Origin of the sequence: Paenibacillus sp. FSL W8-0194, assembly GCF_037969745.1 — a bacterium.
Classification (GTDB): Bacteria; Bacillota; Bacilli; order Paenibacillales; family Paenibacillaceae; genus Paenibacillus_AQ; species Paenibacillus_AQ cookii.
Genome location: NZ_CP150205.1, coordinates 4,869,359 through 4,886,543 on the forward strand (window position 1 = coordinate 4,869,359; position 17,185 = coordinate 4,886,543).

Consider the following 17,185-nt stretch of genomic DNA (forward strand, 5'->3'; position numbering starts at 1 on the left):
GGATACCGGATCATTTCTAAAGGGAGGATTTCCTTTGAGAAAAAGCTCGTTTGTGATCATGCAGATCGATTCGTTGCTGAACCCGAATGAAAGCATCTTCGTGAACCGGATCGCGGAATCATTCGAAACGCCGCAGCACGGCCATGATTTCGTCGAAATCAATTACGTCGCCGAAGGGCGGGGATTCCATTATATCGGCGAAGATCGGGTCGCCGCAGAGAAAGGCGACGTTTTTGTCCTGCCCGTCGGAACGACGCATGTGTTTCGGCCAACCGCGGTGTCGTCGAAGGAGCCGATCGTCATCTATAACTGCGTTTTTCATCCGCGGACGATCGAGCAATGGTCCGAATCGATCCCGCTTCCTCAACGGCTTCTCGAATACCTGTCGCTGCGGTCTGACGAAAATTCGCCGCCCTCCTGGCTGAAAACGACGGACAACAGCGGCGACTTCGCGCTGCTTTTTACCGGTCTGTACTCCGAATATATCCGCAAAGCGGACGGCTATCGAGCCATCCTATGTGGAAAGCTGCTGGAATTGCTGGGACTTCTCGACCGCCAATTGTTCAGCACCGGGGAGGCATGCAATCAAGACCCGTTGTTCGAAGAGATGCTGAGCATCGTTCATAAACGCTGCGGCGAATCCCAGTTTACGATCGGAAAGTTGGCCGGACAGTTGAACGTTTCTACCGGATACGTCCAGCGCATGTTCAGGCGATACTGCGGCGTGACGTTTCTGACGTATTTGCAGAATGTCCGGATTGACCGGAGCTGCCGCCTGCTGCGCGAAACTTCGTTTAAAATCCCCTACATCGCCGAACTATCCGGGTACCAGGACCCGAAATTTTTCCACGGCATTTTTAAAAGAAAAACCGGGTCGACACCGCATCAATATCGGCTAAAGCATCGACAGTCTTAAGCGGTTAAAGCGGCGTTCCAGGCTATACAGTCATTTCGGAAAGAAAGGATTCGGAAGATGGACAAAATCGTGAAGATGAAAGAAGCATTGAACCAGCTTTCCGCGCAAGAACTGAAGCAGTTGCTGTTGCAGACGTTTCATCAGGTGGAGGCAGCCGCAAACGGCCAGCTTGCAAAAGAAGAGCTGTACCCTTTTCTAATAGAGATGTACGACCATCTTCTTGACATCCGCCAAAACCAGGTCCGCCGCTGGCAGCCTGATGCGGGCACAAAAACGGTCCATGTGGTCTTCGGCCACTCGCCCGCTGGGAGTTTAAAATGCGTGATTGAGGCGCTGGGCCGTGTCGACACGGACAAAATCGTTTCGTTCGACCAGGATTATTTTGCGTTTGGCCCGCTGCATGATCTTCATACGGAAGAAGGCCGAAAACGCAGGGAAGAATGGTTCAGGGATCACATTAACAAGTCCCGAAAAGATGACGGGATTAGCTATGAAGAATACCATGAGGAGCTCGTAAAGCAGCTGTCCGAGATTCCCCCGGAAGCGCGCATCGTCATTTGGAGCTGTAAAAACGCCCATGAGCGGACGGGTTTGCTGTGGGCCGTTTATTTGCTGCGGCACCATCCGAACCCCATCCATATCATCGATGCGGACGAAGCCTGCGGCAAAAAATACAACACGCCGGATTATTGGTGCAAATACAACCATACGGGCGAGATCACCCCTGAAAAACTGCAAGAGGTATACACGGAAGCCGAACAGGAAGATCCGATCCCTGGCGAGATCCGGCGGCAGCTGGAGGACAAATGGCTGGAGTTGTCCGGTCGGCGCGAGGCGCTGCGTCTGTGGGAAGACGATGGTCTCCGGAGCGTCAGCGTGGACCACCTCGATGCCTATTTGCTTCAAACCGTAGAGGAACTTCAAAACAGCATCCCGGAGCATGAATTCATCAAAGCGGCCCGCGTGATCGGCCAAGCCATCGGCATGTGGGATGACTATATCGGGGATGTCTTTTTTGAGTACCGGCTCCGGCATCTCATTTATGAGGGGCGGCTGGAAATCAAAGGCGTGCCGCGGGCGATGCGATATTACGGGGTGAGGCTTAAAAAGCGGACCGCTCAGGACCGCATGAGTCCCGGGAGTTCAACGAATGTGCCATGATGCATGGATCACCGATCCCGGCCCTAATCATAATCCTGCCGCAGACATACGAAAAGCTGCCCGTATGGGCAGCTTTTCCGTCGGTCATTTATATTTCTTCCAGTCCATATTGCTGTTTTCAAGCAAATATTCAAAGTCGTTATCGCGGCGTTTTTGCTCGGCTTTGCGCGCTTCCTCCGCTTTTTTCAGCTCGGCTTCCTTTTGCTTCTGCTGCTCGGCTTTTAATTCCTCCGACTGCTGCTTCAGCTTGCTCAGCACCTCGCTGCTCAAAAGATCTTTCAGGGTTGCCGGCTTGTCCGCCGCCTGCGGCTTCACGGCCGCATCCTGTTTTCGTTTTTTGGCCATGTCATCAACTCCGTTTCACCCCACATTATAGCAGGTTTCCCGTTTAAGGTCAGGTAGGTTTTCGGCAATTTTTCTTGTCCGCCCGGCGGATTTGCGATACAATTTGGTCACTTGCCTTGGGGCTGATTGAAAGCGCCCGGGGTTCATGCATGAAAGGAATGACTTCATTGAACCGCTCTCGTCTTGCCGATCTCAGCCTGCTCATCGTCGCCGCGATGTGGGGATGCACGTTCTTGATCGTCCAGCATGCCGTGAGGGTGCTGCCTCCGCTGGCTTTCAACGGCATCCGCTTCGTCGGGGCGGCGGTGTTGCTTGCTTTGATCATCACGGTGTTTTACCGCGGCCAGTGGCGTGCCGTCAGCATCCGCATGCTGCTCCATGCCTGCCTGCTGGGTCTTTTTTTGTTTTTGGGTTATGCGTTTCAAACGGTCGGCCTGCTGTACACCACGACCTCCAATGCCGGCTTTATCACGGGGTTATCGGTCGTTTTGGTGCCCTTCCTGGCGCTGGTCCTGCTCAAGCATCCGATTTCGCGTTTTACATGGCTGAGCGCCCTGCTGGCGGCCTGTGGACTGTATCTGCTGACCTTTGCCGGTTCCGCGTTTGAAATGAACAAAGGGGATGTTCTCGTTTTCCTGTGCGCGATCGGGTTCGCTCTTCATATCGCCTATACCGGCATTTTCGCGCCCCGATATCCCGCGCTGCCGCTGGCGGCGCTGCAAATGGCCGTCGTCGGCCTGCTTAGCTTGATCGGATCGCTGCTGTTCGAGGATATGGGCCCGGCCTCGCAAACGGTGGAGCGGCTGCTGCAGCCGGAGGTATTATGGGCGCTGGCCGTTTCGATCGGACCTACCAGCGCGTTTGCGTTCTGGATTCAAACCGTCTGCCAAAAATATACGAGCCCGTCCCGGGTGGCGGTCATTTTTGCGATGGAACCGGTTTTTGCCGCCCTTACCGGCTTGTGGTTCGGGGGAGAAACGCTCGGCGTCGCCGCCGGGGTCGGCTGCCTGTTTATTTTCGCAGGCATGATTATTGCGGAATTGAAATCCGCGCCCCCTACGGTACAATAAAGGAAGCCGGATACTATAGAAAAAGGGAGAGAAGCCATCATGTACAAACTGATCGCCATCGACATCGACGACACGCTCATCAACGATGACAAAGAAGTGACCCCTGCCACGCAAAAGGCTTTGGAGGCCGCGATCGCCAAAGGCGCCGTCGTGACGCTGGCCACCGGCCGCGCTTACGCGTCCGCCCAAGCCATCGCCCGCCAGACCGGCCTGAACGTGCCGATCATTACGTATCAAGGTTCGCTCGTCAAAAACCTGATGGACGAAAAAGTGCTTTACGAGCGTTACGTCCCCAAAGACGCGGCGCATAAGCTTTTTGAATACTGCATTCAGCATGATCTCCACCTGCAGGTATACATCGACGACAAGCTGTACGCGCGCGAGGAAAACCAGAAGCTGATCGACTACTGCAATCTGAACCGGACGCCGTATTATATCGAACCGGATTTTGAAAAGCTGGTCGAACAGCCGACGCCGAAAATGCTGATCATCGACGACCCTGATTATTTGGACAAGCTGATCCCGATTTTCCGCGAGCTGCTCGGCAGCGAGGTGCATATCACCAAATCCAAGCCGCATTTCCTTGAGATTATGCATCGCGAAGGCACGAAAGGACATGCGCTGACCTTCCTCGCCAACCATTTTGGCGTGAATCTGGAAGAAACGATGGCCATCGGCGACTCCTGGAACGACCACGAGATGCTGGAGGCCGCAGGCCTTGGCGTGGCGATGGGCAACGCTATTCAAGGACTGAAGGATATTGCCGATTACGTGACGCTCAGCAACAACGAGGACGGCGTAAAGGCTGCGATCGAGAAGTTTGTTTTGAACGCCTGAGGCCGAAGTTCGCTCGTGTCGATCCATAATCCTAAGCCGCATCGCATCCTTGCACGGATAAAAAAACAGCCGCAGAGCAGGTTCGTTTCCGAACCCCTGCGGCTGTTTTTTACGTTTAGCTGGCGCACGGTTTTCAGGCCAAATCCACCTTCATGCCGGTGCGCGCAAGCGCGACATTCGGCGGCAACGGTATATCCCGACTCAAATCGACGTCGTGGGACATATGGGTGTAGAGCGCCCGTTTCGGGCGAACCTCGGCCAGAAGCTCCGCCGCTTCCCGCATGTCGTAGACGGAACGCGTCTCGTACGGAGCCGTTTCGTGCACAAAGCTTGTCCCCAGCACCAGCAAATCCAAATCATGCAAAGGCTGTTTTTCCTTCTCGTTCAAACCGATGGAATCGGAGCAGTACACCCAGCGGAAGCCGTTTTTTTCGAGCCGGTACGCGTAGCTGAACCCGTTGTAGCCGTGGCATACCTTCCAGCCCTGGATCATCCAGCCGCCCAGTTCGATCCCCTTATCGACCGCCGTCGTCATCAAATGTCTCGCAAGCCATGGAAACTGCTTCAGGATTGTATCGATCACTTCCTGCGGGGCGTACAGCTCCCCTTTCCGGCCCAGCCAGCGGCAGGCATCCGCCCATTCCGGAAGTCCCCCGATATGGTCGAAATGCGCGTGCGTCACCAATATTTTTTCGGCAAAACGAATCCCTTGGCTTTCCATCTGACCTCGCCAATCCGGACCGCAATCGATCAAAAAGCCGCCTTCCGCCCCCTCGACCATCACGAGCGAGCGCAATCGGCGGTTGATTCCGGTCGTTCTTGCTTCCATGCATACGTCGCATTCGCAATAAACCCGGGGCACGCCCATCGCGTCGCCGGTTCCCAAAAACACAAGCGTATCCATTTTGTTTCCTCCTCCACGCCCCTTTTGGCGCCTATCATGTTCCGGGCCATTCAAACCTCATGGAATGCTTATATTGTATCACGCCGCGCAAAGGGGTGCCCGCCGAAAACCGGCGATATCGCTCTGCACAAAAAAAACGGGATCTGCCATACAGGCATACTCCCGCTTGTTATCACTATAGAGTCCCGCCAACATGTTAGCCGCAATTTCCCGTCCTTGACCGGCGGCTTTTGCCCGAAGAGGCATCCGGCTAAATGCCGGCGAGCACCTGATACCAGATTCCTTTTTTGGAATAGAGCGTTTCCCGCACCTCGTCCCAGCCGCCCAGATAGGAAATGTCAAACAATCCGGAAGGCATCGGATACCGGCTTTCGTTGGCCTTCAGCACCTCTTCGTCCACCGGCCGGAAGCCGTATTCGGCAAACACCGTTTGCGCCTCCTTGCTTCGAAGATACTCCACGAAAGCCTCCGCTACCTTGCGCGTTCCGTGCAGATCGGCGTACTTGTCGACGACGGCTGCGGGATTTTCGATTTTGATGGTGTATTTTGGGATGATCACGTCATATTTTTGCCCCTGCCTGATGCGGGCGAGCAGCTCGTTTTCGTAGGTCACGACCACGTCGCCGACACCGTATTCGAAGGCAGCCATGGACGCCCTGCCGCTTTTGTCCAGCGATTCGATATTCCGGTGCACCTTTTCCAAAAAGGCTTTGGCGTATGCCGGATCTTTTTGTCCCTGCTCCTCCGAAAGCTTCAGTCCGGCTCCGTAAATGGCGTTGATATCCCACTGGGCCCCTCCGGAGGTTTGCGGGTTCGGATACAATACCTTGACGCCCGGTTTGGTCAAATCCGCAAAATCGCGGATGCCAAGCGGGTTCCCTTCCCGCGTGCCCAAAGCGACGATGGAGCGCGTAATCATGCCGCCGTCCGGCGCGTCCCGCCACTGCTTGCTGACGAGCCCCTCCTTGACCAGCTTATCGACGTCTCCTTCCATCGCAAGCAGCGTCACGTCCGCCTCAAAGCCGCCGATGATCGCGCGGGCCTGCGTACCGGACGCTTCATAGGATTCCTGGAATTTGACCGTTTGTCCGGTCTTGGATTTCCATTCCTTCTGGAACTTGGGCAAAATATCCGCCATGGCGTCCTTGACGATGCTGTAAGCGCCGATGACCAGCGTGACCTCTTTCCCGCTCGCCGGAGCCGCGCTGGCTTCCGTGGCGGTTTCCCGACTGCATCCGGACAACAGGGCCGACATCAGCAGAAGGAAGGCGAGCATACCCGACATATTCACTTTCAACCGGCTTAAGGATGGTTTCATATGCGCTTCCTCCTGGTTTAAAAAAATTAAGAATGATGAACTTTCATCATCGGTATAAAAAAGCGTAGGCAGCGTATGTGAGTAAAATCGACTCCTCCGAAGCTGCGGTGATCGGTGAGAGTCTCACAGAACGCTAGCCCCGTGAAAACACGCTGCCCCGAATTGGTTCAAGATCATATTTGTTTTGGACAATAAGCAAAAGTAGCGGAGGGACGGAATCGATCTGAAGAAACGGTAGTGGTCGCCTTTGTCTCCGAATTTCTACCCTTTCGATAAACAGAATAAGAGAAATTTGGAGACAACAGCGATCGGAAGAACGATCCGTAACCGCAGCTGCTACCTTGGACAATGTCTAGGACTAATTATTTTTAAATCATCACCGGCATCGGATCAACCTTCAGCCGGTTCTCCTCCATCCAGCTCCGCTCCTCGTTGAACATATACGCGCGGTGCACCAGCACCCTCACATGCTGTCCCGGCGTCAACGACGGCTTCTCCAGCGAGCGGTAGGTCATCAGCTTATGGCCGCCGACCTCCACCTCCACCATCCATTCGCTGCCGCGGAAATGAAGGCGGTGCACGACCCCTTCCTCCGTGGCGGAAGGCATGGTGAATTCATGCGCATCCCCGACTTCGATGTATTCGGGCCGTATGAGCGCGCGCGTTCCTGCGCCCGATCCCGCTTCCTCAAAGCCCCGAAGCTCCGACACGTCGTCGATGATCGTGGATTCCCCGATGAACGACGCGACGAATGGCGTTTTCGGCTCTTTGTATATGTCCCAAGGCGTTCCTTTCTGCTCCAGGCGCCCCTGATTCATGATCATGATCTCGTCGGCGACCTCGATCGCTTCATCCTGGTCATGCGTCACGAAAATCGAGGTGATGCCCACGCGTTCGATCAGCTCGCGCAGCCAGGAGCGCAGCTCCTGCCTGATTTTGGCGTCGATGGCCGCAAAAGGCTCATCCAGCAGCAGCAGCTGCGGTTCGGGGGCCAGCGCCCGGGCAAAAGCGACGCGCTGCCGCTGCCCGCCGGACAGCTGATGGGGATATCGCTTTTCGAAGCCGGACAAACCGGTCAGCTCCACCAGCTCCATCACCCGCTCCTTCAAAACCGCTTTCGGCACCTTTTTCACTTTAAGCCCGAACGCGATGTTGTCGAACACCGTCATGTGCTTGAACAGCGCATAGTTTTGAAAGACGAAGCCGATCCCGCGCTCCTGCGGCAGCAGATCGGTGACCGGTTCCCCGTGGAACAAAATCTCTCCGGCATCCGGCTGCTCCAGGCCGGCAAGCATTCGGAGCACCGACGTTTTCCCGCCGCCGCTTGGTCCCAGCAGCCCGATCAGATGGCCTTTCGCAATGTCAAAGCTCACGTCCTTGACGGCGTGGAAACTGCCAAAATGCTTGTTTAAACCGCGAACCTCAATATGCATATCAGTGCACTCCCCTTCTTTTTTTCGCCCATTCCATCAGCAGCATGAGCCCGATCGAAAACGCCGCCAGCACCAGCGCCGCCCCGTTGGCCGAAGTGACGTTGAAGTTTTCGACGTCCTGGTAAATGAGGGTCGTCGCGGTCTGCGTACGGTTGATGATATTGCCGGAAACGACCAGCACCGCCCCGAACTCCCCGAGCGCCCGGGCGATCGTCAGCACCACGCCGTAAATGACCGCCCAGCGGATCGACGGCCACGTCACCTTCCAGAACGTCGTCCAGCTGTAAGCCCCGAGCGTGGAAGCCGCTTCCTCCTGCTGCGTGCCGATCTCCTGCAAAACGGGCATCACCTCGCGCACCATGAGCGGGAACGTCACGAACAGCGTCGCGATGACCATGCCGGGAAACGCATAGACGATCTTGAAGCCGATATGGTCAAAAAAAGCTCCCGCGGCGCTGCCCGGGCCAAGCAGCAGAACGATCATCAAACCGCCGATGACGGGAGACACCGCATAAGGCAAATCGACCAGGCTGTTCATCAGCCTTCTCAGCCATCGGCTCATCCAATTGCCGCGTACGAGGTAAACTGCCGTCATCATCCCAAGCAGTGTGTTCAAAATCGTGACCGTGACGACCACAAGCGCCGTCATCATAAACGCGTGAAGGGCCTCCGGCCGGGACAGCGCGTCTCCCAGCGCCCCAAGCCCGCCGCTGAAGGCGGCCGTCGTCATTTTAACGAGCGGAATGATCAAAAGAACGGTAAATACGGCATAAGTAAGTACGATCCACAGTTTATTCATTGATTTTTCCCCCGTGTCTGTACCCAGTTCACAACCCATAGAATGATGAAGGACAACGTCAGCAAAAGGACCGACACCGCGGCCGCGCCCGCCGTATGGTCGCTTTCGACTTCCCCGTAAATATACACGGAAGCGACCAGCGTGCGTCCGGGTATGTTGCCCGCCACCAGCACGACCGCGCCGAATTCCGCCAGCGCCCTGGAAAAGGCAAGCATGCCGCCGCTTAATATGCCGGGCAGCATGGACGGCAGTACCACTTGAAAAAAGACTCTGAAGCCCGACGCTCCCAGCGTTCTTGCCGCCTCCTCCTCGGACGGATCAATTTCCTCCAGCAGCGGCTGTACCGCGCGGATCACGAACGGAAACGTCACGAATACCATCGCGATAATGATCGCGGGCGGATGAAACACGATATCGAACCCCAGCGCTCCGGCAGCCTGGCCGACCCAACTGGCGGGTCCGAGCAGCAAAAGGATCATCAGTCCGCCCACGGCGGTTGGAAGCGCAAAAGGCAAATCCACCAGGCTGTTCAGCAGCGTTCTTCCCGGAAAACGGCAGCGTACCAGCACCCATCCGATCATCGTGCCGATCAGCATGTTGATGACGGCCGCGGCAAGCGCAAGCCGGAGCGTCAGCAGAACGGCCTTCCAGGCGATCGGATCCGTAACGCTTTCCGCAAATTGGCGCCAGCCTTCCGAAAAGGAATGATAATAGACGCCAAGCAAAGGAAGGATCACCAGCAGCAGAAAATATAAAAGCAGGGTGCTGCGGAACCCCCAGGTCCAGCCCTTATGTCGCAGCAATGTATTCATACGGCTTTCCTCCCCGTTTTTTTGAATCCGTGTGACGCAATGCGCCTATTGCGCGTATGGTGCATATGGTCATCAAAATGGTTATTAAATAAAATGAATTGAATTCCTATTTGTATACTCGGCTTTTCACTTAAGAGATACTTTACCAAAAACTGTTTGTCATCGTCAATATGTAAGTTTGTATGGAAATTAGAAAATAATGTACACTGCAAAAGGAATTGAAAATAGCTGCGGCGAAGTAGTTGAGTTGCCGTAAATCATCAAATCGTATTGGAGAAAAAGAAGGGAGAATCCATATTATGCTGCATACGCTTGAATTGACCACTGCCGGCCGCGACGAAATGAGGGATATTACGCGGGAAGTCCGCTCGCTCGTGCAAAAAAGCGGAATCAAGGAAGGCACGGTGCTTATTTATTGCCCGCACACCACCGCCGGAATCGCCATTAACGAAAACGCGGATCCGGACGTCAAACGGGACGTGTTGATGCGTTTGGACGAGGTCTATCCATGGGAACACCCGAAATACCGCCACATGGAAGGCAATACGGCATCGCATTTAAAATCGATCACCTGCGGACCGTCCCAAACGGTCATCATCGCCGGAGGCGATCTGCTGCTCGGCCGCTGGCAGGGCATTTATTTTTGCGAATTCGACGGTCCCCGCCGCAGGCAGTACCATGTCAAAATCATGCAGGGGTAACTTAGATCCACGCAAACGAAAAGCAAGCATCCAAAACAAAACAGGCGTTGGGGTTCAGGCCGTTCCGCCTATCCCCTTCACCATCCCATCTGCACGATCGCTTTGACGCAATAACAATTTAGTGCTATAAAGTGAACGTCCGTCAAGAGACGGCCGATTCACGAATTTTCTCTTGTCCGCCGATCCCGTTGTCGTCGTTTTGGGGGATTCGGAGGAGGCGGCATAAACCCGCCAAAAAATGGCGCCGGGGCATCTTCCCAACGAATGAACCGCACTTTGCGGAATGTTCATCGAATCTCGGACGGCCAAACCATAGCTACCGCAAGCATTCGCAGCATATTTTGACATGCGCGAGCGCTGCAGGCTTCACTTCCTCAAAAGTAACCCGGTCTTGGATGTAATACGAGATGAACCCGTGCATAGACAAAAACAGTGTCAGCGGAAGATTCCGGCAGAAATCCTGACCGTGCTTTTCTTCGTTCATGTAACGGCGTACGATGGATGCAAACAATTCCAAACAGCGCCCCTGCTCCGTACGGCAGTAGGACAACAGCTCTTCGTCCCGGATCATGAACATGATCTCGTACTGGTACGGATGGTCCAGGCCAAAGCGGATAAACTCGAGCATGAGCTGCTCCACCTTGGTCAAATCCTGAACCGGGGAGGCCTTGATGACCTTTTTCAGCTGAACCGCCAGGTTGTTGAAATCCTCCACGACGATAGCGTAAAACAGCTCCGCCTTTTCCTTAAAATGATAATACAAGGAACCATGACTGTAACCTAAATGCTGACCTATACTGCGCATGGAGATGGCCCTGTAGCCCTTTGTGACGAACAAATGTCTGGCTGCTTCCAGAATCCTCTCCCTGGATAACTCCTGTTCCACTGCTCTTCTTGCCATAGACCTTATTCCCCTTCAATAAAATAAAGCTGCTCACCCTCCGTAATCAGGGATTGACCCTGCGTCAGATCCACCATCCACGACATGAACGCATCCTTTTCCGCATCCAGCGGCAGGCATTCCAGCGTTACCTTGTCCGTAAAACGTGTCTCCCCCATGCGAACCTCGCGGTTCCGAAGCTCATTTTCAACCTTGCCGAGCCACGTGTAATCTAATTCTACAAAAATTTGCCGATGAAGTACACGAGTAATCGCTTCCCCGGCTTCAATCGCCGCGACGGCGCCGTCCGTGTAGGCCCGGATCAATCCTCCGGCCCCGAGCATGATGCCGCCGAAATACCGGGTGACGACGATCGCCACGTTTTTCAGGCCCTGGTTTTTGATGACCTCGAGAATCGGCTTGCCCGCGGTTCCGCTGGGCTCCCCGTCATCGGACTGCTTTTGGATTTCGTCACGCTCCCCGATTATGTAGGCGAAGCAGTTATGCGTGGCGTTCCAGTGTTTTTTGCTGATATCCTCGATAAAAGCGTTTGCATCTTCTTCGCTTTCAACCGGCATGATATGCCCGATAAAGCGCGACTTCTTGATGATGATTTCTTTTTCCCCGCTCCTGCGAACGGTACGGTAACGTTCAATCATGTCCTTCGGTACCCTTTCCCAGATTGGCAAGAAAGCAGTCCCCCGTATTTTTCCAACCGGTGAACTGCTTCCTTCTGCCTTATGTCTATGCTTAAGATGCGTCGTTATTCAGAAAGTCTGGCTTCCAGATCAGCCTTTTCTTTTTCATAGCCTGGTTTGCCAAGCAATGCGAACATATTTTTCTTGTAAGCTTCAACGCCCGGCTGGTCGAATGGGTTCACGCCGGAGAGGTAACCGCTGATGCCGCAAGCTTTTTCAAAGAAATAAACCAGGTATCCGAAAGAATATGGCGTCAGATCCGGCACGGTTACGATCAGGTTCGGAACCTGTCCGTCGGTGTGTGCCAGCATCGTGCCTTGGAAAGCCTTTTTGTTCACGAAATCCATCGTCTTGCCGGCGAGGAAGTTCAGGCCGTCCAGATCGTCCGGATCGCTTTCGATCGTAATTTCATGAGGAACCTTGTCCACCTGAATGACGGTTTCGAAAATGTTCCGGCTGCCTTCCTGAATGAATTGACCCATGGAGTGCAGATCGGTGGAGAAATCGACGGAAGCAGGATAAATGCCTTTGTAGTCCTTGCCTTCGCTTTCGCCGTACAGCTGTTTCCACCATTCCGATACATAGTGCAAAGAAGGTTCGTAGTTCACGAGAATCTCGATGGCTTTGCCTTTGCGGTAGAGCGCGTTGCGAACGGCGGCGTATTGGTAAGCTTCGTTTTCGGCCACGTTCGGGTTGCTGTATTCTTTGGCCGCGTCGGCAGCGCCTTTCATCATTTCTTCGATGTCGATGCCGGCCGTTGCAATCGGCAGCAGGCCTACCGCGGTCAGCACGGAATAACGTCCGCCCACGTCGTCAGGAATCACGAAGGACTCGTAGCCTTCTTCGGTCGCAAGCTTCTTGAGCGCGCCTTTTGCTTGGTCCGTGGTAGCGTAAATGCGTTTTTTCGCTTCTTCCTTGCCGTATTTTTTCTCCAGGGCTGCGCGGAAAATGCGGAATGCGATCGCCGGTTCCGTCGTCGTTCCGGATTTGGAGATGACGTTAACGGAGAAATCCTTGCCTTCGATCAGGTCGAGCAAATGCGTCACGTACGTCGAGCTGATGTTGTTGCCGGCAAAATAAATTTCAGGCGTTTTGCGCTTGTCCTTCGGCAGGTAGTTATAGAAGGAATGCGACAAAGCTTCGATCGCCGCGCGCGCGCCGAGGTAGGAACCGCCGATGCCGATGACGATCAGGACGTCGGAATCGCTTTGGATTTTGGCCGCCGCTTTTTGGATGCGGGCAAATTCTTCTTTATCGTATGCCGTCGGCAGATCGATCCATCCCAGGTAGTCGGAACCTGCGCCGGTTTTGTTGTGCAGCTGCTCGTGAGCCAGCCGGATCGGATCGGCGAAATAATCCACTTCATGCTGGTTGACGAACGCAAGGGCTTTGCTGTAATCGAATTTCAACGGTTTTGACATTTGTCTGTACCTCCTGGTTTCATCTCTACTCCACGCTCTAAAAAATAGCTTTAGAATAGGATACTGTAATTTCTTGCCGCTAGCAAGCACGAAAGAAAGCTTCCATGAAAAGCGTCTCCTCGTGGTATGCCGGCCGGGCTTCATGGTAAAATAGATCCAGCTTCATAAATTCTCCGGGATGCGCCGGGGGCTTCATCCGAAGCCCCTTCGCGCGTTCCTCCACGGAAAGAAAAGGTGATCTGCTATGAAAAAAATAGGTTTTATCGGACTGGGAACCATGGGAGCGCCGATGGCTTCCAATCTTCTAAAAAAGGGCTACGAAGTAACCGTATATAACCGCACGCCGTCCAAATGCGAGCCGCTTGTCGCCGAAGGCGCAGCAGCCGCCGCAACGCCGCGCGAAGCCGCGGCCGGCCGGGACGTCGTCATCACGATGGTCAGCAACGACGATTCCATCCGCGAGGTGTTTTACGGCGAAGACGGCATTCTGCGCTCGCTGGAGGCCGGCGTGACCGTCATCGATTCGAGCACCATCTCCCCCGGGCTGGTCAAGGAAATCGCAGCTTCCGTCGGGGAGCTTGGCGCTTACTTCCTGGATGCCCCGGTGACCGGCAGCAAGCCGGCGGCGATCGACGGCACGCTCGTGTTTATGGTCGGCGGCGAGGCTTCCGTACTCCAAAACGTCACCGACGTGCTGGATACCCTCGGCAAAAAGATCATCCACATGGGACCGAACGGCAGCGGCTCCGTTGCCAAGCTGGCGCATAACACCATGGTCGGCATCAACAACCTTGCGCTCGCCGAAGGTTTCGCCATCGCCGCCAAATCCGGCATTCCTGCGGACAGCTTCCTGGAGCTCGTTCAGCTCGGTTCGGCGGGAAGCAAAGCCGCGGATCTGAAAGGCCGCAAGATCATCGAAGCCGATTTCAGCAACCAGTTTTCGCTGGCCTTAATGCTGAAGGACCTCAAGCTCGCTTCCTCCCTGACCGACGTTTCCGGCATTCCCGCGCCGATGCTGAACATGGCCAAAAGCCTGTTCCAGGCCGGAGCGACGCAAGGTTACGGCGACGAGGACCTGTCTGCCGTCGTCAAATGCTACGAAGCTTGGATCGGCCAAACGATCGGCGGCAAGCCGCTGGATTAAGTTTGGCCCGTTCCTCCGCCCGTATGCATCGAAGTTTCGGCAATCCCGATGTTCGAACCTGCCAAGGGCCCTCTTGAAAAGATGACTAAAAGGGTAAGGCTGCGTATGACGCAGTCTTACCCTTTTATAATTATTCGTTTTTCGGATTCGGCCGCCCCCGTAGCATGGGGAACGTCTTAAGCTTCCTCCGGGTAGGAGCAGCAGTAATCCGTTACGCCGAACACTTCCAGGGCAAACTTCGAACGGGCGGGTACATGGAACGTCGCGGAGCCGTCAATGTCCTGCCAAGCTTCTTGGCCCGGCAAAAGCACTTTAAGCTTCCCGGAGAGGATTTCCATGATTTCAGGACCCTCCGTACCGAATTCATACTTGCCCGGAAGCATGATGCCCAGCGTAACCTTGCTTCCGTCTTCCAGGATGACGGTCCGGCTCGTGACCTGACCGTCATAATAAATATTCGCGGCTTTGACAACCGTCGCGTTGTTGAATTCCGACATGAATACCACTGCTCCTTGTCCCATGAAACTTAGATTGATGCCGATAGCGAAACGTATTAAAGCAGCGCTTTGACGCGTTTAACGACGTTTTCTACCGTAAATCCGTATTCTTTCATGACGACGTCCCCAGGAGCGGATGCACCGAAGGTCGTGATGCCAAGGATATCGCCTTTGTCTCCGACATAACGTTCCCAGCCGAAGGTTTGCGCCATTTCCACCGCAAGACGGGCTTTGACGTCAGGCAGGATCACGGAATCTTTGTAAGCCTGATCCTGTTTTTCGAACAGATCCCAGCTTGGCATGCTGATAACGCGCACTTCAATGCCTTCTTTGGCGAGTTCTTCCTGGGCTTTGACAGCCAGTTGAACTTCGGAGCCCGTTGCGATGATTTGGGCAACCGGTTTGCCGTTTTTCGCGTCGGATACGACGTAAGCGCCGCGCTTGATGCCTTCTCTTGCGTTTTCGACGGTTCCTTCAAGGATCGGCAGGTTTTGGCGAGTGAGCACCAGCGCTACCGGATTTTCCTTGTTTTCGACCGCATAAGCCCAAGCCGCGGACGTTTCGTTGCCGTCAGCCGGACGAATGACCGTCAATCCAGGGATGATGCGCAGGGAAGCCAGTTGTTCGATCGGCTCGTGCGTTGGTCCGTCTTCGCCGACAGCGATACTGTCATGCGTCAGAACGTAAGTCACAGGCAGTTTCATGATCGAGGACAAACGTACTGCAGGGCGCAGGTAGTCCGTAAATACGAAGAACGTACCGCCGAACGGCTTCAGGCCGCCATGCAGCATCATGCCGTTAATGGCTGCAGCCATGCCGAATTCGCGTACCCCGAAGTAAATGTTGCGTCCGTCGCGGCTTTGCGGCGTATAGTTGCCCACGCCGTTCAAGTGCGTCATCGTGGAGCTTTCAAGGTCGGCGGATCCGCCGAGCAGCTGAGGCACGTTGCCTACCAGCCCGTTCAGCGCATTGCCGGATGCCACGCGAGTGGATACAGCTTTGTCGCCTACGGCATATTTCGGCAGGTCTTTATCCCAGCCTTCAGGCAATTCGCCGGCAACGGCTCTCTCGAATTGGGCAGCGAGTTCCGGATAAGCTTTTTTGTAAGCCGCGAACTGCTCGTCCCAAGCCTTGTTCGTTTGGATGCCGCGTTCTTTTACTTTTGCAAAATGCTCGCGCACTTCTTCAGGCACGTAGAAGTCTTCTTCGTATACCCATTTGTAGAATTCTTTGGTCAGCTTCGCTTCTTCGGAGCCAAGCGGGGAACCGTGCGTACCGCCATGGCCGCCTTTGCCCTGCTTGTTCGGGCTTCCGTAACCGATGACCGTTTTCACTTCGATCAGGGTCGGTTTTTCCGTTTCGGCTTGCGCTTCGGCAATCGCCTTTTCGATCGCGGCCAAATCGTTGCCGTCCTCTACGCGCAGCACTTGCCATCCGTAAGCTTCAAAGCGTTTTTGCACGCTTTCGGAGAAGGACAGGTTCAGTTCGCCGTCCAGGGAAATGTCGTTGGAATCGTAAAGCGTGATCAATTTGCCAAGCTTCAGGTGACCGGCAAGGGATGCAGCTTCGGAAGCTACGCCTTCCATCAGGTCGCCGTCGCCGCAAATGGCGTAAGTATAGTGGTCGACCACTTTGTATTGATCTTTGTTGTACGTTGCAGCCAGCTGCGTTTCGGCAAGCGCCATGCCGACAGCCATCGCAATGCCTTGGCCGAGAGGACCCGTCGTAGCGTCAACGCCTGCGGTATGCCCGAATTCAGGGTGGCCCGGAGTCAAGCTTCCCCATTGACGGAACTGCTTCAATTCTTCCATAGGAAGATCATAGCCGCTCAGGTGCAGCAAGCTGTACAGCAGCATGGAGCCGTGTCCGGCGGACAGGACGAACCGGTCGCGGTTGATCCAATTCGGATTTTCCGGGTTGTGGTTCATCGTTTTGGCAAACAGTTGGTATCCCATTGGAGCAGAGCCCATAGGCATGCCGGGATGACCGGATTTCGCCTTTTCGATGGCATCGATGGCCAGCGTACGGATGGTCGTAATCGATAGGTTATCGATTGTCTGATTTTTGTCAGTCATGTGTATCCTCCTTAAAGGTTTTCGGATGAGGTAAAGCCAGCGGCGCCAAATCGCGTAACCGGGCGAACCAGCTGCAATAACACGACAAAAGAAAGCGCAAAAGCCTTCTCCCGCTTACGGATTTTTAAGAAGCTCCGCTTGAATGTTTCATTTTGACTTATTGTAACACTTGGC

At 54.6% G+C, this 17,185-nt stretch carries 17 protein-coding genes; 6 read left to right on the forward strand and 11 right to left on the reverse strand.

Annotation, left to right across the window (positions count from 1 at the left end):
* The first annotated feature begins 34 nt into the window (after nt 1-34).
* Both MKY58_RS22305 and MKY58_RS22310 read left to right on the forward strand, forming a co-directional pair.
* Nucleotides 35-916 carry an AraC family transcriptional regulator gene (locus tag MKY58_RS22305; protein ID WP_339322168.1) on the forward strand — a complete coding sequence of 294 codons (882 nt, stop codon included), beginning with the start codon at nt 35-37 and terminating at the stop codon, nt 914-916.
* A gap of 57 nt (nt 917-973) precedes the next feature.
* Nucleotides 974-2,077, forward strand: a complete 1,104-nt coding sequence (locus MKY58_RS22310; RefSeq protein ID WP_339322169.1) for a DUF1835 domain-containing protein — start codon at nt 974-976, stop codon at nt 2,075-2,077.
* An 84-nt stretch (nt 2,078-2,161) separates the two neighbouring features.
* On the opposite strand, the gene MKY58_RS22315 is transcribed toward MKY58_RS22310, so the two are convergent.
* The gene (locus MKY58_RS22315) at nt 2,162-2,422 is read right to left on the reverse strand and encodes a YqkE family protein (RefSeq protein ID WP_212952288.1); all 261 of its coding nucleotides are present in this window, start codon (nt 2,420-2,422) and stop codon (nt 2,162-2,164) included.
* Nucleotides 2,423-2,589: 167 nt separating this feature from the next.
* On the opposite strand from MKY58_RS22315, the gene MKY58_RS22320 reads away from it, so the two are divergent.
* Nucleotides 2,590-3,492, forward strand: a complete 903-nt coding sequence (locus MKY58_RS22320; RefSeq protein WP_339322170.1) for a DMT family transporter — start codon at nt 2,590-2,592, stop codon at nt 3,490-3,492.
* A 39-nt stretch (nt 3,493-3,531) separates the two neighbouring features.
* On the forward strand, nt 3,532-4,329 hold the full coding sequence (locus MKY58_RS22325; RefSeq protein WP_036715721.1) for a Cof-type HAD-IIB family hydrolase: 798 nt from the start codon (nt 3,532-3,534) through the stop codon (nt 4,327-4,329).
* Between the two features lie 133 nt (nt 4,330-4,462).
* Here MKY58_RS22325 and MKY58_RS22330 read toward each other — a convergent pair whose 3' ends face one another.
* From MKY58_RS22330 to cysT, 5 genes are all read right to left on the reverse strand, one after another.
* A complete protein-coding gene (locus MKY58_RS22330) occupies nt 4,463-5,233 on the reverse strand; it encodes an MBL fold metallo-hydrolase (protein ID WP_339322171.1) in 771 nt (256 codons plus the stop codon).
* Between the two features lie 250 nt (nt 5,234-5,483).
* On the reverse strand, nt 5,484-6,551 hold the full coding sequence (locus MKY58_RS22335; protein ID WP_339322172.1) for a sulfate ABC transporter substrate-binding protein: 1,068 nt from the start codon (nt 6,549-6,551) through the stop codon (nt 5,484-5,486).
* Between the two features lie 368 nt (nt 6,552-6,919).
* The gene (cysA, locus tag MKY58_RS22340; protein WP_212952291.1) at nt 6,920-7,984 is read right to left on the reverse strand and encodes a sulfate ABC transporter ATP-binding protein; all 1,065 of its coding nucleotides are present in this window, start codon (nt 7,982-7,984) and stop codon (nt 6,920-6,922) included.
* A gap of 1 nt (nt 7,985) precedes the next feature.
* Nucleotides 7,986-8,783, reverse strand: a complete 798-nt coding sequence (locus MKY58_RS22345; protein WP_339322173.1) for a sulfate ABC transporter permease subunit — start codon at nt 8,781-8,783, stop codon at nt 7,986-7,988.
* Nucleotides 8,780-9,595 carry a sulfate ABC transporter permease subunit CysT gene (gene cysT, locus MKY58_RS22350; RefSeq protein ID WP_339322174.1) on the reverse strand — a complete coding sequence of 272 codons (816 nt, stop codon included), beginning with the start codon at nt 9,593-9,595 and terminating at the stop codon, nt 8,780-8,782. The genes MKY58_RS22345 and cysT overlap by 4 nt, the downstream gene beginning before the upstream one ends.
* 299 nt (nt 9,596-9,894) lie before the next feature.
* Here cysT and MKY58_RS22355 point away from each other — a divergent pair, with 299 nt between their 5' ends.
* Nucleotides 9,895-10,296 (forward strand): secondary thiamine-phosphate synthase enzyme YjbQ, encoded by a 402-nt coding sequence (locus MKY58_RS22355; RefSeq protein WP_339322175.1) that lies wholly within the window; start codon nt 9,895-9,897, stop codon nt 10,294-10,296.
* A gap of 316 nt (nt 10,297-10,612) precedes the next feature.
* Here MKY58_RS22355 and MKY58_RS22360 read toward each other — a convergent pair whose 3' ends face one another.
* From MKY58_RS22360 to MKY58_RS22370, 3 genes are all read right to left on the reverse strand, one after another.
* Nucleotides 10,613-11,197 (reverse strand): TetR/AcrR family transcriptional regulator, encoded by a 585-nt coding sequence (locus MKY58_RS22360; protein WP_036715393.1) that lies wholly within the window; start codon nt 11,195-11,197, stop codon nt 10,613-10,615.
* Nucleotides 11,198-11,202: 5 nt separating this feature from the next.
* A complete protein-coding gene (locus tag MKY58_RS22365) occupies nt 11,203-11,835 on the reverse strand; it encodes a YigZ family protein (RefSeq protein WP_339325227.1) in 633 nt (210 codons plus the stop codon).
* A gap of 104 nt (nt 11,836-11,939) precedes the next feature.
* Entirely contained in the window at nt 11,940-13,295 is a 1,356-nt protein-coding gene (locus MKY58_RS22370) for a glucose-6-phosphate isomerase (RefSeq protein WP_339322176.1), read from the reverse strand.
* Between the two features lie 244 nt (nt 13,296-13,539).
* On the opposite strand from MKY58_RS22370, the gene MKY58_RS22375 reads away from it, so the two are divergent.
* On the forward strand, nt 13,540-14,439 hold the full coding sequence (locus tag MKY58_RS22375; protein WP_339322177.1) for an NAD(P)-dependent oxidoreductase: 900 nt from the start codon (nt 13,540-13,542) through the stop codon (nt 14,437-14,439).
* A 176-nt stretch (nt 14,440-14,615) separates the two neighbouring features.
* Here MKY58_RS22375 and MKY58_RS22380 read toward each other — a convergent pair whose 3' ends face one another.
* On the reverse strand, nt 14,616-14,936 hold the full coding sequence (locus MKY58_RS22380; protein WP_339322178.1) for a pyrimidine/purine nucleoside phosphorylase: 321 nt from the start codon (nt 14,934-14,936) through the stop codon (nt 14,616-14,618).
* Between the two features lie 56 nt (nt 14,937-14,992).
* The gene (gene tkt / locus MKY58_RS22385; protein ID WP_339322179.1) at nt 14,993-17,011 is read right to left on the reverse strand and encodes a transketolase; all 2,019 of its coding nucleotides are present in this window, start codon (nt 17,009-17,011) and stop codon (nt 14,993-14,995) included.
* Between the last annotated feature and the right edge of the window lie 174 nt (nt 17,012-17,185).